Raw genomic sequence first — 25,242 nt, 5'->3', positions numbered from 1 at the left:
AGGGAGCCATCATGATTCAAATAGATCCAAGAAGCGCTGCACCAATATATGAACAAATCATTGAGCAGTTAAAAATTTTGTGCTTAAAAGGCGTGATGAAACCAGGTGACAAACTGCCTTCTGTGAGAGAGCTTGCCACCATTATTATTGCGAATCCAAACACCGTCAGCAAAGCGTATAAAGAGCTTGAACGGGAAGGAATTATTGAAACATTAAGAGGCCGTGGAACGTATGTGACAGAAGGTGCACAGTTAAAGCTGAATGAAGGGAAGGTGTTAGAGATGAAGGAGCAATTAAGGCAACTCATTATTGAAGCTCATTATGCCGGTATTGATATTCATCAACTCAAAGAGTGGCTGGAGGAGATCGGCTCAAGTCTAAAAGGAGGAAAACAAGTTGATTGAGGTCAGAAATGTATCAAAGAAATTAAATGGACGCGAAGTACTCAGCAACGTTTCCTTCAAGATAGGCGAAGGAGAGATCTTTGGTCTGCTTGGCCGGAATGGCTCTGGTAAAACAACACTTCTTCGCTTGATTCAGCAAATCCTTCTTCCGGATGAAGGAGAGATTTATTTTAAAGATGTACTCGTAAAAGACCACCCGTTAGTGAAACAAAATATTGTGTATATGCCAGTCGTAAATCCCTACTTTGACCGGTACAATTATGGACAGCTTGTGAAGCTGTTAAAACAACTGTATCCAAAGTTTGACGTGACATATGCCAATGAGCTTGTGAACCGGTATGAGATTCCGGAAAAAGTGAAATACCGTGAATTGTCGACAGGTTTAAAGAAACAGCTGTCTCTCATTTTAAGTTTTGCCATCAAACCAGCAGTCATTTTGTTAGATGAGCCGACAGACGGGATTGATGCAGTCACAAGAAATGACGTTCTTCAGCTGATGATTGACGAGGTGGCAGAACGACAAACAACGATTTTAATTACATCTCACCGTTTAGAGGATATTGAGCGTATGTGTAACCGAATCGGGTTTTTGGAAGGAAATCAGCTCACAAGTGTTATGGATTTAGACGAATTAAAGAATGACTACGTTAAAATCCAGATGGCATTTGAAGAGGATATGAACTTAAGTATTAGAAAAAAAGGCGTTGCCATCTTAGATCAAGCGGGTGTGTTCTATACAGCACTTGTACTCAAAACAGATGAAGAAGCAAAAGAGTATTTGAAATCGCTTGAACCAAAAGTCTGGCATGAACTGCCTGTAAATTTAGAAGAAGTATTCATTGCGAAGTTTGGAGGGAAACGCAGATGGTAAAGCGGCAATTGTTATATAAGGAATGGAAGCAGTCTGAGCTGACATTCATTTTAGTGATGCTTGTTGCGATCTTTGCGACGCCATTATCCTTTTTAATGGGATACTCATCCTTTCAAACTTGTTTAAACGATCCGACTTGTACACCACTCGATAATTACTTTTATTATGATTTCGGTTCTGATATGTTTATCACCTTTTCATGGACGATGAGTTTAATTTTTGCAATTACCCAGTTGGGTTTTGAAAGAAATAAAGGGCAAATTGATTTTACTTTATCTTTGCCGTTTAGCAGAACGACCATTTATCACACAAAGTTTTTCCTAGGTGCCGGAATTATCACGCTTGTTCATGTATTGTCATATGTCTTTACTTATATACTCATTTTATGCATTCAACCACAATATACGATTGCGTTTAACAGTGGTTATTTGATTGCACTTGTGTCCACCTTAATGTTTTATAGTTTGTGTCTTGCAGCAGGTGCTTTAACAGGAAGCGCAATTAGTCAAGCCATTGTTACATTCAGTACATCAATTTTACCTTATTTATTAATTTGGCTACCGATGTTTCATTTAGACTATTTATTAAAAACGGATAGAAGTTGGGTTGATATCAGTTATGACTACTTTATTATGCCCATAGCTCCAATTACTTATATAACAGACCGTTTTCAATTTCGAAATTTAGTTGAAAATCCAATTTGGTTTACAGGTGTAGAATTCATTGTGCCAATTGTGATGCTAATCGTATTTTATCTCATTGGTTTGTTCAGTTTTATTAAACATCCAGTTGAACGAAATGGACGATTCTTTGTTTACCCCAAAATGGATAGGCCCATTCAGATATTGGTCATTGCCTTCGGTGTTCTAGGATTTGGCTGGGTTGGATTTTCTTCAGACAACTCCATTTTTGGTTATATCGCCGGCATGTTCATCGGTGGAGCTGTAGGTGCACTGACGAGTTATTTCTTAATCTATCGAAAAAGATAAACAGAGAGCAGGGGAGTAGAGATGATTCAAATTCAATCGTTAGATCATGTGTTTAAAATTGGGAAAAAGGGCAGGGAGAACGAAATTCCTGTGCTCAAAGACATTGACTTGTCTATTAATAGAGGCGATATTGCATGTATCGTCGGACGAAGCGGTTCGGGGAAATCGACTTTACTGAATCTAATATCGGGATATATTACGCCAACAAGCGGACAAATTGTCGTTGATGGCACCAATGTGACCGGCTTTAATGAGAAAGAATGGGCAGACTTTCGGTTAGATCATTTTGGCTTTATCTTTCAAAGCTTTCAATTGATCGGGAGTTTAACAACATATGAGAACGTTGAACTTCCGCTCACTTTAAAAGGTGTGAAGCCGTCTGAGCGAAAAGTGAAAGTAAAGGAAATGCTGAAACGAGTTGGTCTGGAACATCACGCAGGACATTATCCTAATGAACTATCAGGTGGACAGCAGCAGCGTGTGAGTATTGCAAGAGCCTTGATCCTTAATCCGTCTATTATTTTAGCAGATGAACCAACAGGCAGTCTGGATTCAGAAACTGAAGGCGAAATTCTAGCCTTTATCCAGCAGCTTAATCGTGAAAAAGGAATTACATTTGTCATCATTACACATGACGATGAAGTCGCTTCCATCGCAGACACAACGTTCCAGCTTCATGATGGTGTATTAAAGAAAGGGGATCAGTCCATTGAAATTTAGAGATCAGGTCAAATTCATTAGAAGAAATATGAAGAAAAATAGATTGCGTGTGTTTATGACCATACTTGCAACGACAATGGCATGCTCTTTCTTAATCGTTCTAGCGTCAGTTGGTTTTGGTCTGCAAAAATCGGCTCAAGATGAAATCATGAAACAACAAATTATCACAGAAATTAAAGTGTTAGGCAAAGAAAAAGGTGACGTCAAGCTTGACGATTTAAAGAAATATGACCATGCGAAATCTGTCGTTGCAAGAACGTCAATCATTCCATCGGTTCACGTCGAGCTCGATAATCGCTCAAGTGATACGCAGGCTGTACTGACAGATATGAAAGAAGAAAAAGAGGCAGGCCTTGAACTAGACCGTGGAAAAGTCCCAACATCGGCGAATGAAATTGTAATTGGGTATCATATGGCAGAACAACTTTGGACGGAAAAAGAACGAAAAGACTATGAAAAAGAAATGAATCAGACATCAAATGGTGAAGATACACCGGAAGAGCCAAAAGGCTATACGAAGGAAATTTTAAATAAAGTCATTCAAATCAAGGTGCCAAAACTGAATGAAGAAAATGAAGTGGTGAAAGAAAAGACGTTCGATTTCCGTGTCGTTGGTGTATTGAAGAAACCGAATTTGGAGTGGCAGCAGGATCATAAGATTCTTATTCCGAATGCTTATGAAAAAGAATTTAGTCAAGTGCTCGATCTATCTCCTGATGCAGGAAATGTCGAAAAAATGACGTCTGTCTATGCTGATAAGTTCGACAATGTCGGTGCGCTCACAGATAAGCTGACAGATGACGGCTATCAAGTCATCTCTGTGACGAATCAGCTTGAAGGAATGGATATGTTCTTTACAGTCTTTAAAATTGGACTCATCTTTGTTGGATGTATTGCGGTGATTATTTCGGCGATCGGCATTTTCAATACGATGACAATGGCCGTAACAGAGCGGACACAAGAGATTGGGATCATGAAAGCCATCGGTGCGAATCCTTCCATTATTAAGCGAATGTTCCTCATGGAAAGTGCGTATATTGGGGTGATTGGATCGATCATCGGGATCATCATCTCGTACATCGTTAGTTTTGCAGTGAATTTAATCATTCCAGCGATTTTGTCTTCCATGTCTGAAGGGGGATCCAGTGATCAATTCTCGATCACCTTCTCCTATATTCCGCTAAGCCTTGTGGTCACAGCAACAGTGATTAGTGCAGGAGTCGCCATTATTTCTGGACTCAACCCAGCACGTAAGGCGACAAAAACGAATGTATTAACAGCATTAAGAAGAGAAATTTAAAGAAGAACCTCCTGTACCTATAGTGGGCTGACAGGAGGTTTTTTTATCGTCAAAAGATGTCTATTGCTTTGGTGCCCGGTACCCTGCACGCTCAGCTTCTTCTACGGAGCAGAACATTTTGGTCACGTTTTTTGTCCGTGAGTAGTATCTGCTGCTCGGTGTGTGATAGATGCCGTTGACACTTCCTTTAATATTACAGGCGGCGGATTCTTTTTTTGTTTCTTTTTGTGACTCATGACCGCCAGTATTGGCCCCATCATCTTTAGGAGCAGATCGCTGGGCCGATGACGTGGTGTCTTTGTTAACTTTTTGGTTTTCTTTTTTGAGTGTTTCGTTTGTAGAGGTTAGCTTGTCTATTTTCTCTTCAAGCTCATGGATGGTTTTTTCTTGCTGTTTGACTGTTTTCTTTTCGGAGGTGATGTTTTCTAATTTCTTGGATAGCTTTTCTTTTTCTTTGGTCACGTCTTCTAGAGAGGCCGTCAGCGTTTCTTTGTCTTCCTTTAGACGAGAAATGTCAGATGCTAATTGTTTTTGCTCTTTCAGCAGCTGTTCAGAAGATGGATCTGCTTGTGCTTTCGGAGCACCTGTGCTGGCAAACGGTAATGACATGATAGAAAAAACAAGACCAATGGTCAAAAAAGGATAGAAGAGTTTTTTTGAAAAAATTGGTTGATTTTGGTGTTTAAGTAATAAGAAATTGACGGCATATCCTATGGCGAAACAAATACATAAAAGACCTATGATGAGTAACATCATCGTCTAGCAGCCCCCCCTAAATCGCTATTTACACCTATCATACCTCATTTTTCCATTTTGGGGAGCGGTTCAATTAAAAAAACCCTGTTTAAACAGGGTTTTCAGCGTGTAGACAAACCCTCGCATTCGGTGTCAGTCCTGTGTGCCGGTGCTCACGAATGTGAAATTCGCTCCGGTACTCGTCCTTCCTAGACTGCAAAGGTTTTCTATCACACTGAAAAGAAGACAAAGGGCTAAAATAAAATTCATTTTAGCCCTTTGTCAACAATCTGAAACCCTATTTATACAGGGTTTTCAGCTAATGGCAATCCTTTGATTGCTTCTTTTACCGTTAAATAAGTGATCGTACTCTGGAAGTCTGTATCTAAGTCTTTCATTTTCATCGCAAGCTGTGGTTTGATCCCAGTGATGATGAGTTCAGTTCCAGTTAAGTTCAGCAGGTGATGCAGTTTGAAAATTCGCGTTGCAACGGAATCATCGACATCTATTAAACCAGAAAGATCGACAATTAAATAATCATCCTTTGAATCTTCTAATATACAAGTTAACTTCGCGACGATGGCATCAAAGCGTTCTTCTGATAATTTTCCGATGAGTGGAAGAGCGGAAACACCATTTTTGATTGGGACAATTGGCGTCGACAGAGAGGTGACTTCCTGTAAGGAATCTTCTAGGAGTTGTTCATATTCTTTCTGTTTTGTAATATCCTTTTGAAAGCCAATAAAAAATGTTTTGTCATCTTGTTCAATGTATAGAGGATCTATATTGAGTTCATTCCAAAAAAAAGTACCGTCTTTTTTATAATTTTTGAGCTGTGTGGTAATAGGTGTTTTGTTTTGAATTCCGTGACGTATTAAGTCAAGTTGCTCTTGATTTGTGTCTTTTCCTTGGAGGAATCGACAATTACGTCCAAGAATCTCATCTGGTTTGTATCCAGTCATTTGTGTAAAGCCATGATTCACATAAACGATAGGGTTATCCTCTAAAGAAGGGTCTGTAATGACAACACCAATCCGCGCATGATCCAGCGCTTTTTTTATGAGTTCAAGCTGTTTTTGCAAGCCGAAGATGTTCGAGCTGACCATATTACCCTCCTTTGCTGCTACTATCAGACATTTAAGATGGTTTTTTTAAAACCAAATGAATTCTTTTTAAACGTAACATAACATATGTTCTGTTTCAATGATTGCAATCGTTTTGTTAAATTTGTCATCATAGTTTGTCCTCCATTAGAATAGAGTAAGTAAGGAGACTTTTCATTAGAAAAAGAAGGAATCATTTGGGAATAATTCATAAAATGACAAAAATAGTTAATATGGATTAGGTGAAAATGATTCCAATGCATCAAGATTGTTTTTGGGTCATTCACATATAATGGAAGAAACAAGCTTTTTTTCTTCGTTAGAGAGAATAGACCTTTTACATGGATTATGACGGAACAGCAGAATGGCATTACAGGGGGCTGGACAGCCTGAAGTCGCTTTACTATTCTAAGGGCTTTAGGAAGGTGATGAAAATGCTGCAACAAGTCATTATTGCTTGCGCCATTGGAGGGGTCATGGGCATTCTCGGTCACGTAAAGAAAAAAGGCAGGCTAGAGAAGCCCAGAATGACAAAGAAGTTTATTTATCTAGGGTTTATTGAAGATTGGCTCGTTGGGATGATTGCTGCTACACTGCTTGTCTTATCCTCAAATCCCGAATCTAGTCTGCACTTGATCATCTTATCCATTATTTCAGGTTACGGAGGAGAAGCAGTTCTGCGAAGCTTCGATTTTGTGAGAGAAGAACGTTCACAGGATGCAGGCTCCAACCGTCATAACCGATCTCCACACGAATAATATCCTCACTTTACCCTAGTCTAGGGTACATTCCCATTGTATACAAACCTGCTTGCACTTATGATCATAATTCTATAAAATACTACTTAGATGACGGTTACGATAAGAACAGTGAAGAGGAGTAGTAGGAAAGCAGTATTTGTCTTTAGAGAATTGACGGCTGGTGAAAGTCAATCAAATCTGCTTCTGAACTCGCCTCAGAGTTGCAGTTGCGTTAAAGCTTCTGTCGCATGTCTGCGTTAAAGATATTAAGTGAGCGTATGAACAGTTCATGACGCTAACAAGGGTGGTACCGCGGGAACCAAAAAATCTCTCGTCCCTTTCCAGGGATGAGGGTTTTTTGTTGATTTTAGAAAAATCTGAATTCTTGCAGTGGTCATCTGAGCAGATAAAGCCGTACATATTAAAGGAGGTTTTCACATTGAGTTTTCAGCATCGGGAAATTGAAAAGAAGTGGCAGGATTATTGGCTGACACATAAAACATTCGCCACATCTGACTCGGAAGATAAACCAAAGTTTTATGCGCTAGATATGTTTCCTTATCCATCAGGAGCAGGGCTTCATGTAGGGCATCCTGAAGGATACACAGCAACGGATATTTTATCACGTATGAAACGTATGCAAGGATACGATGTTCTTCATCCAATGGGATGGGACGCATTTGGTCTTCCAGCGGAACAATATGCGCTGGATACAGGAAATGATCCAGCTGCATTTACAGAAGAGAACATTAATAATTTCCGCCGTCAAATTCAATCATTAGGCTTCTCGTATGATTGGGATCGAGAAATTAACACGACAGATCCGAATTATTATAAATGGACACAGTGGATTTTCTTGAAATTGTACGAAAAAGGATTGGCGTATATTGATGAAGTACCTGTAAACTGGTGCCCAGCACTCGGTACAGTCCTTGCAAATGAAGAAGTCATTGATGGGAAAAGTGAACGCGGAGGACATCCTGTTGAAAGACGTCCAATGAAGCAATGGATGCTAAAAATTACAGCATATGCGGACAGGCTGTTAGAAGATTTAGAAGACATTGATTGGCCTGAAAGCATCAAAGATATGCAGCGCAACTGGATTGGACGTTCTGAAGGTGCACATGTTCACTTCGAAGTAGAAGGACATGACGAACAGTTTACGGTATTTACAACACGTCCTGATACACTATTTGGTGCAACATATGCCGTTCTTGCACCAGAGCATGCACTAGTTGAAAAAATTACAACAGCTGCTCAAAAAGAAGCAGTTGAAGCATATATCAAAGAAATTCAATCTAAGAGTGACTTAGAGCGGACAGATCTTGCTAAAACGAAAACGGGCATTTTCACAGGTGCTTATGCCATCAATCCATTGAATGGGGAAAAGATGCCGATTTGGATTGCAGATTATGTGTTAGCCACATATGGCACTGGAGCGATCATGGCAGTTCCTGCTCATGATGAGCGTGATTATGAATTCGCCAAAACATTCGATCTTCCAATCAAAGAGGTTGTTGAAGGCGGAGACATTGACAAAGAAGCCTACACAGGTGATGGAAAGCACATCAACTCTGATTTCTTAAACGGCTTAGGGAAAGAAGAAGCAATTGAAAAAGCGATTGCATGGCTAGAAGAACATCAAAAAGGTGAAAAGAAAGTCACTTATCGTTTAAGAGACTGGCTATTCAGCCGTCAGCGTTACTGGGGAGAGCCAATTCCAATTATTCATTGGGAGGACGGAACATCTTCAGCTGTTTCAGAGGAAGAGCTTCCACTGATTTTGCCTAAGACGACGGAGATTAAACCTAGTGGCACAGGTGAATCACCATTAGCCAATATTAAAGACTGGGTTGAGGTTGTAGATCCTGTAACAGGCAAGAAAGGCCGCCGTGAAACGAATACAATGCCGCAATGGGCAGGCAGCTGCTGGTATTTCTTGCGTTATATTGATCCACATAACTCAGAAGAGCTTGCATCTCCTGAGAAGCTAAAGAAATGGCTTCCAGTTGATGTGTATATCGGCGGAGCAGAACATGCTGTACTGCATCTTCTATATGCGCGCTTCTGGCATAAGTTCTTGTATGATATCGGTGTTGTCCCAACAAAAGAACCTTTCATGAAATTGTTCAACCAAGGAATGATCCTTGGAGAAAACAATGAAAAGATGAGTAAATCCAAAGGGAACGTTGTCAACCCAGATGATATTGTAGAATCTCATGGTGCAGATACATTAAGACTGTATGAAATGTTCATGGGGCCTTTAGATGCGTCAATTGCTTGGTCTGAAACAGGTCTTGATGGTGCTCGTCGTTTCCTAGATCGTGTATGGCGTCTGTTTACAAATGAAGATGGCTCCATCAGTGATAAAGTGACAGAGCAATCTGGCGGGCCATTAGAGCGCAGCTACCATGAAACCGTCATGAAGGTAACGGATCATTATGAAGGCTTACGTTTCAATACTGGGATTTCACAATTAATGGTGTTCATCAACGATGCATACAAGGCTGACACACTGCCGAAAGAATATGCAGAAGGCTTTGTGAAACTTCTTTCTCCAATTGCACCGCATGTAGCGGAAGAGCTTTGGAACAAACTTGGTCATGAAGGGTCTATTTCTTATGAAGCATGGCCGCAATATGATGAGTCAAAACTTGTCGATGATGAAGTGGAAATTGTCGTACAGCTAAATGGAAAAGTGAAAGCAAAATTAACGGTTCCTGCTGATGCAACAAAAGAGCAACTAGAAGAGCTTGCGAAAAATGATGCACGGATAAAAGAACAGCTTGAAGGGAAAACAATCCGTAAAGTGATTGCGGTTCCTGGAAAACTTGTCAATATTGTCGCGAACTAATGAACGCACCCATCGGTTGATACCGGTGGGTGTTGTTTATTTCCCGGGACATAATTTTGTCGAAAACAAGGTGATTCCCCCATCAATCTCGTATTTAACAAGTTGATCAAGAAAATGAGGAGTGACGTCAATGGAAAAGGAAAGCAAACGTGAACAACTGCTCAGTTTATTAGGGGAAATGCCAGAGCGCCATCGTGTGGAGGCGTATACGTTAAAGATTGAGGAACGTGAATCGTACTTAGTAGAAACACTCATTCTCTCTATTCATGGGGTGGAGGAAGTTCCGGCTTATTTTGTGAAGCCGAAAGATACAGTGAAAAAAAGGCCTGTTGTCTTGTTCCAGCATTCTCATGGTGGGAATTATGTGGATGGGAAAGAAGAGTTATTGAAGGGGGCTCATTATTTGCAAGCGCCTTCATACGCAAAAGAATTCACTTCAAAAGGTTATAGTGTGTTGGCGATTGACCACGCGGGATTTGGTGAAAGAAGGGGCAGAACAGAAAGTGAAATTTTCAAAGAAATGCTGTTAACAGGAAAAGTGATGTGGGGCATGATGCTGTATGAGAGCATGTGTGCAATTGATTATTTGTTGTCCCGCTCTGATGTGCTCCCAGAGCGTTTAGCTGTTTTTGGGATGTCAATGGGCGGTCTTCTTTCATGGTGGACGGCAGCACTTGATGAGAGGGTCAGTGTGTGTGTGGATCTTTGCGCACAGGTTGATCATCACACATTGATTGAAACGAATCATTTAGATAGACACGGTTTTTACTATTATGTACCGAGCTTAGCTAAGCACTTTACAGCAGCTGACATCCAAGAAATGATTTTCCCAAGACCGCATTTAAGCTTAGTTGGAAAACATGATCAGCTTACACCTGCTGAAGGTGTTGGACGAATTCAACAGACATTAAGTCAAGCCTATCAAGCTGCTTCCTTAAAGGAACGTTATCAGCTTGTAGGTTTACATGCAGGTCATTTTGAAACGGCTGCTATGCGCCACGAGGCTACACGTTTTTTGAAAAAGTGGCTGTAATCAATAGACGGCATGGACATACTACTCCGATAGAAGATGAAGGAGGAAACAGATGAAAAAAATCACCATGATTGGCGGATGTGGTGTCATCGGACGTTTATTAACTAAAGAGCTCTCTTCGGAGTATGACGTGACCATCATTGATCAAACAAGGTGTGTAGAAGAAGTCATCATGGCAGATGCGGCAATTGAAGAGAATTTGTTTCAAGCCATCCCAAGAGATACAGATGTGATCATTCATCTTTTAAACGTGGACATGACGCATGATGTGATGAATGAAAAGGAGTTTGCAAAAATGAATGATGTGTTTTGGAAAAGCACGTATGATATGTTTCGTTCAGCGGCCCGGTTAAGCATTCCAAAAGTCATTTTTGCAAGCAGTAATCATGTGACAGATCGCTATGAAAAAGATGGTCACTCCTTATTAGGGCGAGAAATTACGACTGATGATGTACCAGCAACAAAAAATGTGTATGGCATTTTAAAATTTGCTTCCGAACAGCTTGGGCGTTTGTTTCACGATCAAACAGGTATGTCTGTCATCAATTTGAGAATTGGAACCGTCGTGACAGATGAGATGGAAGGATTGCACACCAAAAAAAGAACGAAACGAACGCTTCTTTCACATGAAGATCTTTTCAGCATGATCAAGGCTGCCATCGAAACAGACGTTCCATTTGGGACTTATTATGCCGTATCAGAAAACGAGGGAAAACCTTGGTCTACTGAGAAAACGAAGCAGGAGTTAGGCTACAGGCCAGATGTCAATACGGCAGAAATTCTGAAAGAAAACGATCAGGCATAGGGCATAATCATGACATTAGCTCATGATCTTTTTCTTTTCATTGATGAGGCTAAAAGCACGAATGGCATGATCATCTCTGTGGTCTGTCATGATGATTATAGACGCTTTCTTCCCCCGTTTGTTACATTTTAATCACGATATCGTCAAAGGCTGCAGCTTATGTTCAGACGAAATGATAACGCTTACAAAGAAAGGGCGTGATGAACATAGATCGTTCTATTAAAGGCCGATTGTTCAATGTATTTAATTACTCTTTTCTACTCATGTTCGCATTAATATGTGTGCTCCCGTTCATCCATGTCATTGCCGCCTCTTTTGCGACAGTAGAAGAGGTCATCTCAAAGAAGTTTATTTTGTTTCCAACGACGTTTTCTCTAGAGGCCTATCGCTATATCTTTTCTACAGATATTGTGTATCGCAGCCTGATTGTATCCATTCTTGTGACACTCGTTGGAACAGCGGTCAGCATGTTTTTGTCCTCACTTATGGCGTATGGGCTGTCTCGTCAGGAGCTAAAGGGCAGGCGAACCCTCATGTTTCTCGTTGTCTTCACGATGCTGTTTAGCGGAGGGATGATTCCGACGTTTATTGTCGTGAAAACACTAGGGCTGCTTGATACTTACTGGTCACTCATTCTGCCAGTGGCCATCAATGCATTCAATTTGATCATTTTGAAAAACTTCTTTCAAAACATTCCGGCAAGCCTTGAAGAATCAGCGAAGATGGACGGCTGTAACGACTTAGGGATCTTCTTTAAAATTGTGCTGCCACTTTCTTTGCCAGCTATTGCGACGATTTCACTTTTTTATGCCGTGACGTATTGGAATACGTACATGACAGCCATTTTATATTTAAACGATTCAGTGAAATGGCCGATTCAGGTCCTGTTAAGACAAATCGTCATTGTATCAAGCGGTATGCAGGGAGATATGTCAGATATGGGCTCATCAACACCGCCGCCAGACCAAACCATTAAAATGGCGGTCATCGTCGTGGCGACCATTCCCGTTCTGCTTGTCTATCCATTTATTCAAAAGCATTTCAACAAAGGGGCATTACTAGGTTCTGTAAAGGGTTAAAAAGATGGAATAACGGAGGGATCTTATGGGGAGAAAGAAATTATGGCTGATTGCCTTTGTTTTGTTATTTGCCGCAAGCGGTATTCTGTCAGCTTGTTCAAGTAAAGGAGCAAGCTCATCAGATGAAAAGGTTGATTTAGACAAAAAGGTGAAACTGACATGGATGGCGATTTTGTATCATCAGCAGCCGCCAAAAGATTCAGTGTTAGAAGAGATTGAGAAGCTCACAAATACAGAGCTTGATATTACGTGGGTGCCTGATGCGGTGAAAGAAGACCGTTTAAATTCAGCACTTGCCGCAGGAAACCTCCCACAAATTGTGACGATTCAAGACATTAAGAATTCATCTGCTATCAATGCGTTTAGATCAGGCATGTTCTGGGAAATCGGTCCATACTTAAAGGATTATCCAAATTTAAGTAAGATGAACGAACTGATTAATAAAAATGCCTCTATCGATGGGAAGCTTTATGGCATTTATAGAGAGAGACCACTTTCAAGACAAGGGATTGTCATTCGAAAGGATTGGCTTGAAAATTTAAATTTGGATACACCAAAAACGCTGGATGACCTTTATGAAGTAGCCAAGGCATTTACTGAAAAAGATCCGAACAAAAATGGCAAGGACGATACAATTGGTTTTACAGACCGTAACGATTTGATTTACGGTGCATTTAAAACGCTTGGTTCTTATGAAGGAATGCCAACAGATTGGAAAGAAGAAGACGGCAAATTTACGCCAGACTTTATGACGGATGAGTATATGAATACAATGAAATATATGAAAAAGCTGCGTGACAACGGCTATATAAACAAAGACTTCCCAGTCACAAGCAAAACGCAGCAGCAAGAATTGTTCTCACAAGGAAAAGCGGGTATCTATGTTGGAAATATGGTAGATGCAGTGAACTTAAGAGATGATGCAACAGATAAGAACATGGAAGTGGATATTATCAACCGAATCAAAGGCCCAGATGGCAAAGAACGTGTATGGGCATCAGGCGGTCATAATGGCATCTTCGCCTTCCCTAAAACAAGCGTCAAATCAGAAGCAGAGTTAAAGAGAATTTTGGCTTTCTTTGACCGCATTGCAGAAGAAGACGTGTATGGTCTCATGACGTATGGGATTGATGGAAAGCACTATAACAAACAAGATGGAAATACATTTGTGAGGGAAGAAAGCCAAGTGAAAAGCTGGCAGACAGATGTACAGCCGCTTGTCAGCCTCGTAGGGATTGATAAGCGTTACTTGAAAAATAAAGGCGATGCAGTTCGTACAAAATATGAAGAGCTAGAAGAAGACAATAAAAACATCATTGTCGCTAACCCTGCTGAAAGCCTGTATTCAGAAACAGCATCAGAGCGAGGAAATGAATTGAAGAAAATCATCGATGATGCGACCTATAAGTTCATTCTTGGTGATATCAACGAAGAACAGTTTAAGAAAGATGTAGAGAAGTGGAAATCAAATGGTGGAAATAAAATCATAGAAGAATATGAAACTTCCTTTAAAAAATCAAAATGATGAACATGAAGACCCCCGCTTAGTAAAAAGCGGGGGTGTTTTCATTAAAAGTCGAAGTTGTCTGGATCAGGACCAATTCGTTTATTTTCATTTAAGTCAGACAGGCGCTTCATATCCTCATCAGATAGGACAAAATCGAAAATATCGGCATTTTCTTTTAAACGATGGGCTTTCGTTGATTTAGGAATCGTAATGACGCCTTTTTGCACATCCCAGCGCAAAATAATTTGAGCAGGTGTTTTGCTGTATGTGCCCGCAAGCTCCGTGATCAGCGGGTGGTGCAGCAGCTCTCCCTGCATAAGTGGTGACCAGGCTTCCATTTGGATGCCATGTGTTTTCAAATACGTAAACAGGGTTTCCTGCGTGAGTTTTGGATGAAACTCGACTTGATTAATCGCTGGAATGATGTCCGCATCTTTCAATAATTCATCTAGATGATGCGGCTGGAAGTTACTCACACCGATGGCTCTGACTTTTCCTTCACGGTACAGCGTTTCAAGCGCGCGCCATGCTTCCTTGTATTTCCCTTCAACTGGCCAGTGAATTAAATACAGATCAAGGTAATCAAGCTGAAGTTTTTTCAGGCTGTCCTCGTATGCTTTTAGTGTCGCTTCATATCCTAAATCGGCATTCCACACTTTGGATGTCACAAAGATGTCTTCGCGGCGAAGGCCTGTTTCTGCTAGACCAAGTTGTATGCCTCGTCCAACACCTTCTTCATTGCCGTAAATAGAAGCTGTATCAATACTGCGATATCCTAATTGAATGGCTGTTTTAACAGCTTCAATTAATTCCGTTCCTTCTTCAACCTGAAAGACCCCAAGACCAAATCCTGGCATGCGGACGCCGTTGTTTAATGTTTTTGTACTTTGTAAATCGTTCATATGAAAGACTCCTTTACATGGTTTGTTTGTATTCTTTTTGTTCGATTCGATGACTCACCATCGTGAGTATAGCCGCCATGAGCACCATGATGCCGCCAACCCAGCCAGTATGCACAAGCCCAAGGGTATCTGTCACGATGCCGCCTAAAAATGAACCAATGGCGATACCTGCATTAAAGGCAGCGATATTCAGAGCGGAAGCAACATCGACAGCTCCAGGTGTATACTTTTCTGCAAAATCAACGACGGCAACTTGAAGGCCGGGTACATTCATGAAAGCAAACAGTCCCATCAGCATCACAGTTCCAATCCCGAGTGTCATAAATCCAGCAGTAAAGCTAAGGATAAACAAGATGAGACTTTGAATGATAAACATATAAATCAGTGCTTTCATTGGCTGTTTATTCGCTGCTTTTCCGCCAATGACATTCCCAGCGGCGATGGTCATCCCGTATAACAGCAGGATCAAGGCAACTGTTCCAGGCGCAAGACCTGTCACATGCTGCAAGAGAGGGGATAAATAGGTGAAGACGACAAAGGTTCCTCCATACCCTGTAGCAGTAATGACAAATAAAAGCAACATTCTTTTCGACTTTAATAAGGCTGCTTGATCCTTAAACGTTGTTTTTACGCCCTGTTTCAATTGAGACGGAACAAGGAAATAGTTAGAAATCAGTGCGATTAGGCCAATCATGACAATCACACCAAATGACGTCCGCCAGCCGAGCTCATGACCAAGAAACGTACCGAATGGCACACCAGTCACAGTAGCGACTGTTAAACCAGTGAACATAAAGGCAATAGCGCTTGCCCGCTTTTCTTTCACCACAAGGCTTGCGGCAATGGTCGAGCCAATCGACATAAATACGCCATGTGATAGGGCTGAAATCACTCGTCCGATTAAGAGTACAGAAAAAGTCGGGGCAATCGTGGCGAGTGTATTTCCGATCAAAAAGACGAGCATAATGAGCAAAAGCAATGTCTTTTTTTTCATCGTTGACGTAAGAGAGGTTAGAATTGGCGCGCCAAAGGTAACACCGAGCGCATATAAAGAAACGGTCCAGCCGGCCTGGCTGACACTCACGCCAAAGTCCTCTGAGATCATCGGCAGAAGACCTACAGAGATAAATTCAGTTGTACCTATAGCAAATGCACTAATCGCTAGTGCGAGAAGGGCAAAGTGATTTTGTTTGTTTTGCATCGTGATTCACATCCTTCTTTCATGACATTTTGATAGACGAAGCCGATCGGCAAGAGTTATTATCTAACATAGATGACAGAAAAAAAAGTACGTACTTTTTTGTAATATAGGTACTAAAAAGTGCCTGTTCAGCATCAAAAGGAGTGAAGCGACGTTGGAAAAGAAGAAATATAATATCTCTGTGGAGGCAACGCTTGAGGTGATCGGCGGGAAATGGAAGTGTGTCATCTTATGTCATTTAACACATGGGAAAAAGCGGACGAGTGAACTGAAGCGCCTCATGCCAAATATCACGCAAAAAATGCTCACACAGCAGCTGCGAGAGCTTGAAAATGACGGTGTGATTAACCGCATTGTATATGAACAAGTGCCGCCTAAAGTGGAGTATGAATTAAGTGAATACGGACAGTCACTTGAGCGAATTTTGAATGCGCTATGTGATTGGGGGGCAGCCCATATTGAACGAGTGTATGGCGAGCCGTTTTCAGTGCTGGAAGACAGTATTCTAAATGAACAGTTTAAATAAAAAAGTCCCGCTTCTTGTGAGAGCGGGACTTTGCTTTATGTGCCTTTTTTCTGATCACGGTATTTTCCAGGCGTCGTGCCTTCCAGCTTTTTAAAGGAGCGGATGAAATTTTGCGGATTTTTGTATTTTAGCTTTTCCGAAATTTCTTTCACCGACATATCCGTCTCCACCAACCAGTTTTTGGCGACATGATGTCTGTAAGACGAGAGATATTCACTAAAGGAGATATCCATTTCTTTTCTAAAAATACTACTTAAATAATTTGGATTGTAGTGCAGGCGTGTAGCGATTTCGTCCAATGTCAGATCTGAGTCAAATTCTTGATGAATGATATGAATGATTTTCTCTGAGATATTTTTATATTGAGAGTCTTCACGCGCGCCGAGCTGATCAATGATGGGTCGAATGATCTCATGTTTCAGCCACGCTTCTGTATCTTCAAACGTTTTAAACTCAAAGATCGTATCATAGAGCATTTTATTATCTTCGACTTCAAACAATTCAATGCCTAGCAAATGCATCAGCTCGATGAGATTGTTTAAAAAACGAGCGAGAGCAATCTGGTACTCATGTGGTCCAGCATTTTTAGAAAAAATGGATTGCAGAAGCACATGTAAATAGTGATCTGCCTTGCCTTGATCGCCTGCTTTAATGGCATCAAATAAATCATGCTGCAGTTGTTTTGGGAAATGAGTCTTAAACGTCTTTCCTTGCTGAATGTGTTCGTATAAAAGAATGGATTTTTTCTCTGCTTTGAGCCTGTATTTTAAGGCTTCTTTTCCCTCAATATAAGCATGTTTGGCCATAGAGAGCTCTTTAAATGAGCGACTGATCCCAATGCTGATCGACAAGCCCAGCTCTTCCTCAATTCGCTGCTGAATTGTTTCGGCTAATTGATTTAAATATTCAGTAAATTCCTCTTCTGACTTCGATTGGTTGAGGACAATCGTCGTTTGATGCTGATTGACAACGGTTGGCTGAAGATGCTCCTCTAGCGGAATAATCTGCTCAATCAGTCCATTTATCGCAAATAAAAGCAAGTCTGCATCCTTTTTTTCATACGGCGTTCCTTTTAGTGTATCGATTTGGGTCACAAGCATGGACAAATGGGACCAGTCACGAGGAAAGCCTAGACTTTGAAATCGGTTGTGAATCTCTTCTTCCGTCAGCTTGCCAAGCAGCAGCCGCACCATAAAGTATTGCTGTAAGTGTGTCACTTGCTGTTCAATTCGTTCCTCTAGATCATTGTTTTGATCTTTCATTTGTTTAATGCTCGATTCGATGAGCTCAAATTCATTTTGGAAAGGCTGTTTATGCAAAAACGACTCATTACGTGCAAAGGATTCGTATAATAAGCGAATCGGTTTATAAAAGTGTCTAGAGCCAAACCATGAAAATAATAATGAAAGCGCTAACAAAATAAAGCAAATAATAAAGGTGATCCACCCGATTGATTTCGTTTGTTGCTTTAGTTCGGGAATGGAGACAAAGGATAAGTATGTCCATTCGTTATAATCTGATTTTTGAAACGTAACTTGATAGTTTAGTTCATCGATTTTCATATCAAATTGTCCGGATCGTTCTTCAAGTGACAGGACATGTTTGACGAAATCTTGATTTTTTAACGAGTCACCAATTTGTTCTTTTCGATTATGTAGCAGCACTTTTCCGTTTGTATCAATGACAAACATACTATCAGATTGTGAGAAGTCAGGCATGTTGTCAGCAATCACGCAGCTTGGAATGCTGGCGACGGCGATCCCCTTCTTTTGGACACTATTCATCGGAAGCTGCTTGATTAAATTCACATTGTATTTGCAAAAGGATGTCTTTCCTTCTTTTGTTGAGACAAGTGGATTATTTTCTTCAAGTGCCCAGCTGGAATGACTCGGAATATTGAGGTAAGAGGTTAACGCTTTCTCTTGATCCCCGTTTGAGACATGATAAAGACCAGAATTGTTCATATACCAATCTTCCATTTTACTAACAAGTGTAATATTGGAGAGATCGGTGTCGAAGGTTTGCAGGTAATTCAGTTCTTGCTGGACTTGATTATAAAGTTGGAATTGGTCTGGATTTAAAGGTTCTGCCAGTGTTTGAAGGAGAGGCGGCGAACTGACATAGTGAGTGAGAGAATGATCTACTGTCTTTAGAATATGCTCAATATTGGATTGCGTTTGTTTGACGCTGTCCAGCTTTTCATTTGAAATATTTTCGAGTGCAGTTTTTTGCGAATGCTGATAAGAAAAAATACCGACAATAATAACAGGAATCGTACTAAGCACGAAAAAAAACGTCACCAGCTTGTAATAAAATTTATACTGCTTTCTTTTCATAAAACCCCCCATTTCAAACGAAACAATCTTTTCCCCTTAGTTTATTAATCCAAAAATCTGGTAGGTTTGTCAATAATCATTTTCTGAGATTAGGATCATTTTCTTATGTTTTATGTAACGTTTTGAGTAGCTTCCCCTGAGTAAATATGATCTGATGATATGATTGTAGACGGATTTTTCATCCTTAAGATACAGTTAACACATGCATCAGCATGAGGGGAGGCTTTATCTGTGAAAACACAGGATGTCACTGCCAAGGGTGTGCCTGCGGCAGCTTTGAAAAAAGAAAATAGAAAGCGCTTACTTAATCAATTGCTTAGTCAAAAATTTCTGTATTTAATGATTTTGCCAGGGCTCATTTATTTTCTTGTCTTTAAATATGTCCCTATGTGGGGGCTGATCATTGCCTTTCAAGATTACCAGCCGTTTCTCGGAATTCTTGGCAGTGAGTGGGTTGGCTTCAAACACTTTATTCGCTTATTTACAGAACCAACATTTTTCATCTTATTAAAAAATACGCTCATTTTATTTGCCATGAATGTCGTGATTTTCTTTCCGATTCCGATCTTATTAGCCCTTCTTTTAAACGAGGTCAGATTGGCACTGTTTAAGAAATTTGTTCAGACAATGATTTATATTCCTCACTTCATGTCATGGGTGATTGTCGTGTCCTTATCTTTTGTTTTGTTAACGGTAGATGGCGGGTTAATCAATGAATTGATTGCTTTCTTTGGAGGAGAAAAGATTAACTTCCTTCTTAGTCAAGAATGGTTTAGACCCATGTACATTTTGCAGGTAATCTGGAGAGAAGCGGGTTGGTCAACCATTATTTATCTTGCAGCGATTACAGCAGTAGATCCGCAGCTATACGAAGCAGCAAAAATGGATGGAGCCGGCAGACTCAGACAAATGTGGCACATCACCCTTCCTGCGATTAAAAGTGTCATTGTTGTACTGCTCATTTTAAAAATCGGTGATACGTTAGAGCTTGGATTTGAACATGTCTATTTATTACTCAATGCGACCAACAGGGAAGTTGCAGAGATTTTTGATACGTATGTGTATACAGCTGGTCTGAAGCAAGGACAATTCAGCTATAGTACCGCTGTTGGTTTATTTAAAGCAGCCGTTGGACTTATTTTGGTCATGATGGCGAACCGTTTAGCGAAGAAGTTTGGAGAAGAAGGGATTTATTAAAAGGGGAGATGAAGACCAATGACATTATCGATTGAAAAGGGATCACCGCTTGAGCATGCAGAGAAATTAGCACAAACAATAATGAAAGCGTATACACCGATTGAACTTCCGCCAGCTGGAAGGTGGCACTATCATCAAGGGGTTTTCCTTTGCGGAGTGATGAAGCTTTACGAAGCAACAGAAAACGAGGCGTACTTTGATTATGTGAAAAATTATGCAGACTCACTCATTGATGACCATGGGAATCTGTTATTCCGCAGAGACGAGCTTGATGCCATTCAAGCAGGGCTCATTTTATTCCCGCTGATTGAAAGAACGGGAGAGAAGCGGTATGTGAAGGCAGCAGAAAAGCTTCGGGGGCTTTACCTGACGCTGAATCGCACGTCTGAGGGCGGATTTTGGCATAAAGACAATTATGCCTATCAAATGTGGCTAGATGGTCTTTATATGGGTGGGCCTTTTGCTTTAAAGTATGCCCAGTTGACAGGAGAATCGGAGCTGGTGGACATGGTCATCCATCAAGAGCATCTCATGAGAAAGCATACCAAAGATGACAAAACGGGTCTTTACTATCACGCATGGGATGAACGGAAAGTGATGCCATGGGCTGATCAACAGACGGGCTGTTCCCCAGAATTTTGGGCAAGATCCTTTGGCTGGTATGTCCTTGCGTTAGCCGATATGATCGAAGATTTGCCAGAAGGTCATGAAGGACGAAAATTGTGGAAGGACACACTGACAGATATGCTGGAAAGTGTGGCAAAATATCAGGACGACAAAACGGGTTTATGGCATCAAATCATTGATAAAGGAAGTCATAGCGACAACTGGCTTGAAAGCTCAGGGTCATGTCTATTCATGTATGCGATGGCAAAAGCCATGAATGAAGGGTATGTCAGTCTTCGATATGTTGATCATGTGGTCAAAGCGTATCAAGGGTTGATTGAGTATAAAACGGAGGAAAAAGACAACGGCGATTTTACGGTGAACGACATTTGTATTGGAACATCTGCGGGTTTTTATGATTATTACGTTGGCAGAGAGCGGAGCACGAATGATTTGCATGGAGCAGGCGCTTTTATTATGGCGTTAACTGAACTAGAAAAGCTGTCTGTGTTTCAAAAGGTATGAGGCGGCATCAAAGGGCTGCGGCATGGCTCTTAAGTTTCATCGCTGCCTTTTATTTGTCCGCCTGTCAGGGGAAGACAGAGGGAATGGATGTCCTTATTTTTTCTGACATGTCAAAGGGAATGAAAGACCAATTAGTGGAGAAGGCTTTTCAACCAAATCAGGAGATATACGACGTTCACATCTTCCCTGCAATTCCTGAAAAACTTCTTGTTGAAATTACTGCAAAAGAGGGGGACGTGATGTTTGTCCCGGAAGAAATGTTTAGAACATATGATGACCCTGAAAGCTTTCAGCTGCTTGAAGAGATGCGGGTAGATGGCGAAGGGGCAGGACCATATACGGTAGAAGATGCAAAGACGGGAAATACAGTCGATTATGCGGTCCAAATCAAGAAAGGAACAAAGCAGCTAAATGGCTATACCTTTCGATTACACCGAGATATGGTCGCCTTCATACCTGTGTATGCGGAGAAATCTAAAGAGGCACTGTCTCTCATGAAGCAGCTTCGTGAAAACCAATAGAAAAAGGGGTGGGGGAATGTGAAAAGGGTCGCCGTTTGCGGGCTCAGTCACCGTGCTTTCAATATGTTTATCAAACCGCTCACCGAGGATTTCAATGAGCATTACAGGATTACAGGGCTCTTAGATGTAGATGAGAAGCGGTATACACTGTGTCAGGAGCGTTTTCCATCACTAAGGGGCGTCTCATTTTTTCATGAGGATGCATTTGATCAGATGGTGAAGGAAGCAAGACCAGATATCGTCATTGTGGCGGGGCGAGATGATACACATGTCACATATATCCTGCAGGCACTGGATCATGATCTGGATGTCATAACGGAAAAGCCGATGGTCACAACAGCAAAAGAAGCCAAACAGGTGATGGAAAAAGAGGCAGAAAGCAAAGGGAAGGTCACCGTCACCTTTAATTATCGCTACAATCCATTCCACAGAAAGATAAAAGAGCTCATTTTAGATGGAAAGATTGGAAGGGTCACGTCTGTTGAGTTAAGCTGGCTCATTGATACGTATCATGGAGCGAGTTATTTCAAAAGGTGGAACCGCTCGCGTCAATATTCTGGCGGACTGTCTATTCATAAATCGACCCATCATTTTGACTTGGTCAACTGGTGGATTGATCAAAAGCCGAAGCAAGTATTTGCCTATGGCGCACTGAATTATTATGGGAATGAAAGTCCTTGGAATCCTTTGCAGGGTGAAGGGAATCGATATTGCGGAACCTGTCATGTAAGAGATACCTGTCATTATGAAGCAAGGTGGAATCCGCGGGTAGAGCGCACAAAGGTGGAGGATGACCATATTGAATCAGGTGAGCAGCAGTCAAAGCAATACTCAAATTATCGCCCGGATGCCTGTATTTTTGATCAAGAAATTGATATTGAGGATACATATGTGGCGTCAGTGGTTTATGATCAGGGAGCTTTGTTAAGTTACTCGATTCAATTTTCAGCGCCATATGAAGGCTACCGGCTTGCGATTAACGGGACGAAGGGACGGATTGAAACAAATGAGTTTCATGTGCCATCGAGAATCCCATTTCAATTCCCTGAACAGACAATTGCATACTACCCGATGTTTGGTGGAAAAGAAACGATTGAAGTTGTGAAGCAATCAGGGGGTCATGGAGGCGGAGATCCGCTATTATTAGCAGATTTATTTTTAGGAAAAGATCCGCTCATTCCTTATGACATTTCGGCAGGAGCAGAGGCGGGTGCTTATTCCATTGCACTTGGCGAAGGCATGTGGCGATCAGTTGCAGAAAAACGCCCGATTGAAATAGAAGAATTGTTTCAAAAAGAGATGGTGTAACGAGAAAGAGAGGAGGGAAGAGAGATGGATCATGATGGATCAATGAGCAGAATGCTGCGCATGTGTGAGTGGGTGATGAGACTTGCCTATACGAATTTGTTATGGCTTTTGTTCACTTTACTTGGGCTTGGAATCTTTGGCTTCATGCCTGCAACAACAGCGTTATTTTCTGTGATGAGAAAGTGGATACAAGGGCATGAGCAAGTCAGCGTCTTTCAAACCTTTTGGAAAGTATACCGCGAAGAATTTGTACGCTCTAATGTCATTGGAGTGGTGCTGGTCATCATCGGGACAATTATTTATGTAGACCTTGCTTATATTTATCCAACGAGCTGGTTTTTACACTTGCTTCGCTTTGCGATCTATATCTTTGGTTTTCTGTTTATTGTCAGCTTGTTTTATATCTTTCCGCTGCTGGCTCATTATGATTGGAAAAAGCGTCTTTATTTGAAATTTTCCCTTCTGCTTGGCATCTCGTATTTGCAATATACGCTCTCTATGCTCGTTTTCTCGGCTGTTCTCTTTATCCTATTTGCTTATTTGCCAGGGATCGTGCCGTTTTTTAGCATCAGCATTCTCGCATATGGCCACATGTGGCTAGCCTATCAAGTGTTTAAAAAGATAGAGTTTGAAAGCGAGCAGCCGGCAGTTGATGTGAAGAAACGCTTCCCGTCTTTCCTTCAATCCAAGCGGGTGAATACGCAGTGATGTGTATGATTTGCTATAATGGTGTCACCGTGAATAAAAGGAGAGATGAGAGTCGTGTCAGTAAAAGAAATTTCAATAGAAGAATTAAAGCAAAAGCTAGAGCAAGAAAAAGCCATTCAACTCGTCGATGTGCGTGAGGATGAAGAGGTAGCAGAAGGCATGATTCCAGAGGCAGTCCATATTCGAATGGGCGATATTCCTGAGAAGCTAGATGCGTTTGATAAGACACAAGAGTATTATATTATTTGCCGTTCTGGTAAACGCAGTGAGAATGTCTGCTATTTCTTAGAAGACCAAGGCTATCAAGCAACCAATGTCGTTGGCGGCATGCTTGCATGGACAGGAGAAACAAAACCGAAACTGTAAAAAGAAGTCCTTTCATCGACAAGATGGAAGGCTTTTTTTGTTCATATGTCCGTCTCTATTTGCATAAAAATAGAGTAGCAAGAGAAGGGAGAGTGGCATATGTGCTGAAGGTAGCTGTATTTGATGAAGAACACGAGAAAGATTTGCAAAGCGAAATCAATCTTTTTTTAAAAGGAATGGACGACGACCAAATTATTGACATCAAATACAATGTGGCGGTGATCTGTGAGCAAGGAGGAGAGCAACTCTACTGTTTTTCAGCGCTCATTTTATATAAAAAATAAAAGGACCTGCTGAAAGGTCCTTTTGCCATGATCAACTAGCGTCAATATGTAAACGATGCTTTTTGCAGTGAACGCATTGAAAGAGGTAGCCTTGCAAGTCTCCTCCGTTCACGAGCCATTGTTTCAAGTTCTCTTTTGTGAAATGTCCACCACTGCAAATCTCTTCAATATCCTCTGAGAGTTCTTCCTCTAAATGCTCAATCTCTTTCCATCCAACATACTGCACAATCGCGCAAAAATCCCGGCAATGGCTTAACCAATATTCCTGCTGCCATCCGCGGTAACCCGGCGTTCTGTAGATCAGTTCATCTATATATTCCTCATGATCGACGTCATCACAACTCACATCGTCTTGAAACATTCCATTATATTTTTGAGCAGCTGATCCATCTTTAATGCACCAAGGACAAATGCCAGAAACGTCTTCAACAGAATAAAAAGGACCATGATATACATAATCTCGTTCTTTCTCACAAACGGGGCATATCGTCTGCTCTTTTTTAATCACATGTAATGAAACTGGGTCTGGGTTGTACTTGAACGTAGGTAACGTCATATAAACCTCCATTATGTAGAAAAGTGATGATTCAACACTATTTTATCGGAATACGCGATGTCATGA

Annotated in this window: 25 protein-coding genes and 1 other annotated feature; of the genes, 19 read left to right on the top strand and 6 right to left on the bottom strand. The window is 41.1% G+C overall.

The genetic code is table 11. From position 1 onward, the window contains the following. The first annotated feature begins 11 nt into the window (after window positions 1–11). Genes MHI41_RS13825 through MHI41_RS13805 form a run of 5 tightly spaced genes read left to right on the top strand, consistent with a single transcriptional unit; the run spans window position 12 to window position 4,284 of the window. On the top strand, window positions 12–404 hold the full coding sequence (locus MHI41_RS13825; RefSeq protein WP_019743690.1) for a GntR family transcriptional regulator: 393 nt from the start codon (window positions 12–14) through the stop codon (window positions 402–404). Next, window positions 397–1,275 (top strand): ABC transporter ATP-binding protein, encoded by an 879-nt coding sequence (locus MHI41_RS13820; protein WP_007501894.1) that lies wholly within the window; start codon window positions 397–399, stop codon window positions 1,273–1,275. The genes MHI41_RS13825 and MHI41_RS13820 overlap by 8 nt, the downstream gene beginning before the upstream one ends. After that, window positions 1,269–2,264, top strand: a complete 996-nt coding sequence (locus tag MHI41_RS13815; protein WP_019743692.1) for an ABC transporter ATP-binding protein — start codon at window positions 1,269–1,271, stop codon at window positions 2,262–2,264. Before MHI41_RS13820 ends, MHI41_RS13815 begins: the two co-directional genes overlap by 7 nt. Before the next feature lie 21 nt (window positions 2,265–2,285). Further along, window positions 2,286–2,984, top strand: coding sequence for an ABC transporter ATP-binding protein (locus MHI41_RS13810; protein ID WP_060781313.1), 699 nt, complete (start codon window positions 2,286–2,288; stop codon window positions 2,982–2,984). After that, window positions 2,974–4,284: an ABC transporter permease gene (locus tag MHI41_RS13805; RefSeq protein ID WP_060781312.1), complete on the top strand. Its 1,311-nt coding sequence runs from the start codon at window positions 2,974–2,976 to the stop codon at window positions 4,282–4,284. Before MHI41_RS13810 ends, MHI41_RS13805 begins: the two co-directional genes overlap by 11 nt. 60 nt (window positions 4,285–4,344) lie before the next feature. Here MHI41_RS13805 and MHI41_RS13800 read toward each other — a convergent pair whose 3' ends face one another. Next, window positions 4,345–5,040, bottom strand: a complete 696-nt coding sequence (locus MHI41_RS13800) for a hypothetical protein (RefSeq protein WP_060781311.1) — start codon at window positions 5,038–5,040, stop codon at window positions 4,345–4,347. A gap of 281 nt (window positions 5,041–5,321) precedes the next feature. After that, the gene (locus MHI41_RS13795) at window positions 5,322–6,125 is read right to left on the bottom strand and encodes an STAS domain-containing protein (RefSeq protein WP_019743696.1); all 804 of its coding nucleotides are present in this window, start codon (window positions 6,123–6,125) and stop codon (window positions 5,322–5,324) included. A 425-nt stretch (window positions 6,126–6,550) separates the two neighbouring features. Between MHI41_RS13795 and MHI41_RS13790 the strand changes: the two genes are divergently transcribed. From MHI41_RS13790 to MHI41_RS13765, 6 genes are all read left to right on the top strand, one after another. Next, the gene (locus MHI41_RS13790; RefSeq protein WP_008343006.1) at window positions 6,551–6,880 is read left to right on the top strand and encodes a DUF4257 domain-containing protein; all 330 of its coding nucleotides are present in this window, start codon (window positions 6,551–6,553) and stop codon (window positions 6,878–6,880) included. A 102-nt stretch (window positions 6,881–6,982) separates the two neighbouring features. Beyond that, window positions 6,983–7,204: a binding site (T-box leader), on the top strand. A gap of 97 nt (window positions 7,205–7,301) precedes the next feature. After that, the gene (leuS, locus tag MHI41_RS13785; RefSeq protein ID WP_019743697.1) at window positions 7,302–9,716 is read left to right on the top strand and encodes a leucine--tRNA ligase; all 2,415 of its coding nucleotides are present in this window, start codon (window positions 7,302–7,304) and stop codon (window positions 9,714–9,716) included. 130 nt (window positions 9,717–9,846) lie between these two features. Further along, complete coding sequence (locus tag MHI41_RS13780; RefSeq protein WP_017367887.1) at window positions 9,847–10,749, top strand: alpha/beta fold hydrolase; 903 nt, start codon at window positions 9,847–9,849, stop codon at window positions 10,747–10,749. 52 nt (window positions 10,750–10,801) lie between these two features. Continuing rightward, the gene (locus tag MHI41_RS13775) at window positions 10,802–11,554 is read left to right on the top strand and encodes an NAD(P)-dependent oxidoreductase (RefSeq protein ID WP_060781310.1); all 753 of its coding nucleotides are present in this window, start codon (window positions 10,802–10,804) and stop codon (window positions 11,552–11,554) included. Window positions 11,555–11,772: 218 nt separating this feature from the next. After that, window positions 11,773–12,633 (top strand): carbohydrate ABC transporter permease, encoded by an 861-nt coding sequence (locus MHI41_RS13770; RefSeq protein WP_098680761.1) that lies wholly within the window; start codon window positions 11,773–11,775, stop codon window positions 12,631–12,633. Window positions 12,634–12,658: 25 nt separating this feature from the next. After that, a complete protein-coding gene (locus tag MHI41_RS13765; RefSeq protein ID WP_060781309.1) occupies window positions 12,659–14,158 on the top strand; it encodes an extracellular solute-binding protein in 1,500 nt (499 codons plus the stop codon). A 44-nt stretch (window positions 14,159–14,202) separates the two neighbouring features. Here MHI41_RS13765 and MHI41_RS13760 read toward each other — a convergent pair whose 3' ends face one another. Continuing rightward, entirely contained in the window at window positions 14,203–15,042 is an 840-nt protein-coding gene (locus tag MHI41_RS13760) for an aldo/keto reductase (RefSeq protein WP_007501869.1), read from the bottom strand. A 13-nt stretch (window positions 15,043–15,055) separates the two neighbouring features. Then, window positions 15,056–16,243 (bottom strand): MFS transporter, encoded by a 1,188-nt coding sequence (locus tag MHI41_RS13755; RefSeq protein ID WP_342494258.1) that lies wholly within the window; start codon window positions 16,241–16,243, stop codon window positions 15,056–15,058. Window positions 16,244–16,397: 154 nt separating this feature from the next. Between MHI41_RS13755 and MHI41_RS13750 the strand changes: the two genes are divergently transcribed. Beyond that, window positions 16,398–16,769 carry a winged helix-turn-helix transcriptional regulator gene (locus MHI41_RS13750; protein ID WP_342494257.1) on the top strand — a complete coding sequence of 124 codons (372 nt, stop codon included), beginning with the start codon at window positions 16,398–16,400 and terminating at the stop codon, window positions 16,767–16,769. Between the two features lie 35 nt (window positions 16,770–16,804). Here the strand turns inward: MHI41_RS13750 and MHI41_RS13745 are convergent, their stop codons facing one another. Beyond that, window positions 16,805–19,105: a helix-turn-helix domain-containing protein gene (locus MHI41_RS13745; RefSeq protein ID WP_008343018.1), complete on the bottom strand. Its 2,301-nt coding sequence runs from the start codon at window positions 19,103–19,105 to the stop codon at window positions 16,805–16,807. Window positions 19,106–19,336: 231 nt separating this feature from the next. Here MHI41_RS13745 and MHI41_RS13740 point away from each other — a divergent pair, with 231 nt between their 5' ends. The 7 genes from MHI41_RS13740 (at window position 19,337) to MHI41_RS13710 (ending at window position 24,620) form a co-directional block, all read left to right on the top strand. Further along, complete coding sequence (locus MHI41_RS13740; protein ID WP_342494256.1) at window positions 19,337–20,302, top strand: sugar ABC transporter permease; 966 nt, start codon at window positions 19,337–19,339, stop codon at window positions 20,300–20,302. An 18-nt stretch (window positions 20,303–20,320) separates the two neighbouring features. After that, window positions 20,321–21,433: a glycoside hydrolase family 105 protein gene (locus tag MHI41_RS13735; RefSeq protein WP_342494255.1), complete on the top strand. Its 1,113-nt coding sequence runs from the start codon at window positions 20,321–20,323 to the stop codon at window positions 21,431–21,433. Beyond that, window positions 21,430–21,954 carry a lipoprotein YteS gene (locus tag MHI41_RS13730; RefSeq protein ID WP_342494254.1) on the top strand — a complete coding sequence of 175 codons (525 nt, stop codon included), beginning with the start codon at window positions 21,430–21,432 and terminating at the stop codon, window positions 21,952–21,954. Before MHI41_RS13735 ends, MHI41_RS13730 begins: the two co-directional genes overlap by 4 nt. A gap of 18 nt (window positions 21,955–21,972) precedes the next feature. Beyond that, a complete protein-coding gene (locus tag MHI41_RS13725; protein WP_342494253.1) occupies window positions 21,973–23,262 on the top strand; it encodes a Gfo/Idh/MocA family oxidoreductase in 1,290 nt (429 codons plus the stop codon). A 24-nt stretch (window positions 23,263–23,286) separates the two neighbouring features. Continuing rightward, window positions 23,287–23,970, top strand: a complete 684-nt coding sequence (locus MHI41_RS13720) for a YesL family protein (protein WP_342494252.1) — start codon at window positions 23,287–23,289, stop codon at window positions 23,968–23,970. A gap of 54 nt (window positions 23,971–24,024) precedes the next feature. Continuing rightward, entirely contained in the window at window positions 24,025–24,336 is a 312-nt protein-coding gene (locus tag MHI41_RS13715; protein WP_061419953.1) for a rhodanese-like domain-containing protein, read from the top strand. Between the two features lie 101 nt (window positions 24,337–24,437). Then, entirely contained in the window at window positions 24,438–24,620 is a 183-nt protein-coding gene (locus MHI41_RS13710; protein WP_003217582.1) for a sporulation protein Cse60, read from the top strand. Window positions 24,621–24,651: 31 nt separating this feature from the next. Here MHI41_RS13710 and MHI41_RS13705 read toward each other — a convergent pair whose 3' ends face one another. Next, window positions 24,652–25,176 carry a CbrC family protein gene (locus MHI41_RS13705; protein WP_342494251.1) on the bottom strand — a complete coding sequence of 175 codons (525 nt, stop codon included), beginning with the start codon at window positions 25,174–25,176 and terminating at the stop codon, window positions 24,652–24,654. Window positions 25,177–25,242: the final 66 nt, after the last annotated feature.

This window comes from Bacillus sp. FSL M7-0307 (assembly GCF_038627835.1).
In the GTDB taxonomy this organism is placed as follows: domain Bacteria; phylum Bacillota; class Bacilli; order Bacillales; family Bacillaceae; genus Bacillus; species Bacillus altitudinis.
This window is presented reverse-complemented; position numbering and strand designations above follow the sequence as displayed.

Excerpts from the sequence above, each read along its gene's own strand:
- MHI41_RS13825 (WP_019743690.1), top strand. The coding sequence starts at position 12 with ATGATTCAAATAGATCCAAGAAGCGCTGCACCAATATATGAACAAATC.
- MHI41_RS13815 (WP_019743692.1), top strand. The coding sequence starts at position 1,269 with ATGGTAAAGCGGCAATTGTTATATAAGGAATGGAAGCAGTCTGAGCTG.
- MHI41_RS13810 (WP_060781313.1), top strand. The coding sequence starts at position 2,286 with ATGATTCAAATTCAATCGTTAGATCATGTGTTTAAAATTGGGAAAAAG.
- MHI41_RS13800 (WP_060781311.1), bottom strand. The coding sequence starts at position 5,040 with ATGATGTTACTCATCATAGGTCTTTTATGTATTTGTTTCGCCATAGGA.
- MHI41_RS13795 (WP_019743696.1), bottom strand. The coding sequence starts at position 6,125 with ATGGTCAGCTCGAACATCTTCGGCTTGCAAAAACAGCTTGAACTCATA.
- MHI41_RS13790 (WP_008343006.1), top strand. The coding sequence starts at position 6,551 with ATGAAAATGCTGCAACAAGTCATTATTGCTTGCGCCATTGGAGGGGTC.
- MHI41_RS13780 (WP_017367887.1), top strand. The coding sequence starts at position 9,847 with ATGGAAAAGGAAAGCAAACGTGAACAACTGCTCAGTTTATTAGGGGAA.
- MHI41_RS13775 (WP_060781310.1), top strand. The coding sequence starts at position 10,802 with ATGAAAAAAATCACCATGATTGGCGGATGTGGTGTCATCGGACGTTTA.
- MHI41_RS13765 (WP_060781309.1), top strand. The coding sequence starts at position 12,659 with ATGGGGAGAAAGAAATTATGGCTGATTGCCTTTGTTTTGTTATTTGCC.
- MHI41_RS13760 (WP_007501869.1), bottom strand. The coding sequence starts at position 15,042 with ATGAACGATTTACAAAGTACAAAAACATTAAACAACGGCGTCCGCATG.
- MHI41_RS13755 (WP_342494258.1), bottom strand. The coding sequence starts at position 16,243 with ATGCAAAACAAACAAAATCACTTTGCCCTTCTCGCACTAGCGATTAGT.
- MHI41_RS13745 (WP_008343018.1), bottom strand. The coding sequence starts at position 19,105 with ATGAAAAGAAAGCAGTATAAATTTTATTACAAGCTGGTGACGTTTTTT.
- MHI41_RS13735 (WP_342494255.1), top strand. The coding sequence starts at position 20,321 with ATGACATTATCGATTGAAAAGGGATCACCGCTTGAGCATGCAGAGAAA.
- MHI41_RS13730 (WP_342494254.1), top strand. The coding sequence starts at position 21,430 with ATGAGGCGGCATCAAAGGGCTGCGGCATGGCTCTTAAGTTTCATCGCT.
- MHI41_RS13720 (WP_342494252.1), top strand. The coding sequence starts at position 23,287 with ATGGATCATGATGGATCAATGAGCAGAATGCTGCGCATGTGTGAGTGG.
- MHI41_RS13705 (WP_342494251.1), bottom strand. The coding sequence starts at position 25,176 with ATGACGTTACCTACGTTCAAGTACAACCCAGACCCAGTTTCATTACAT.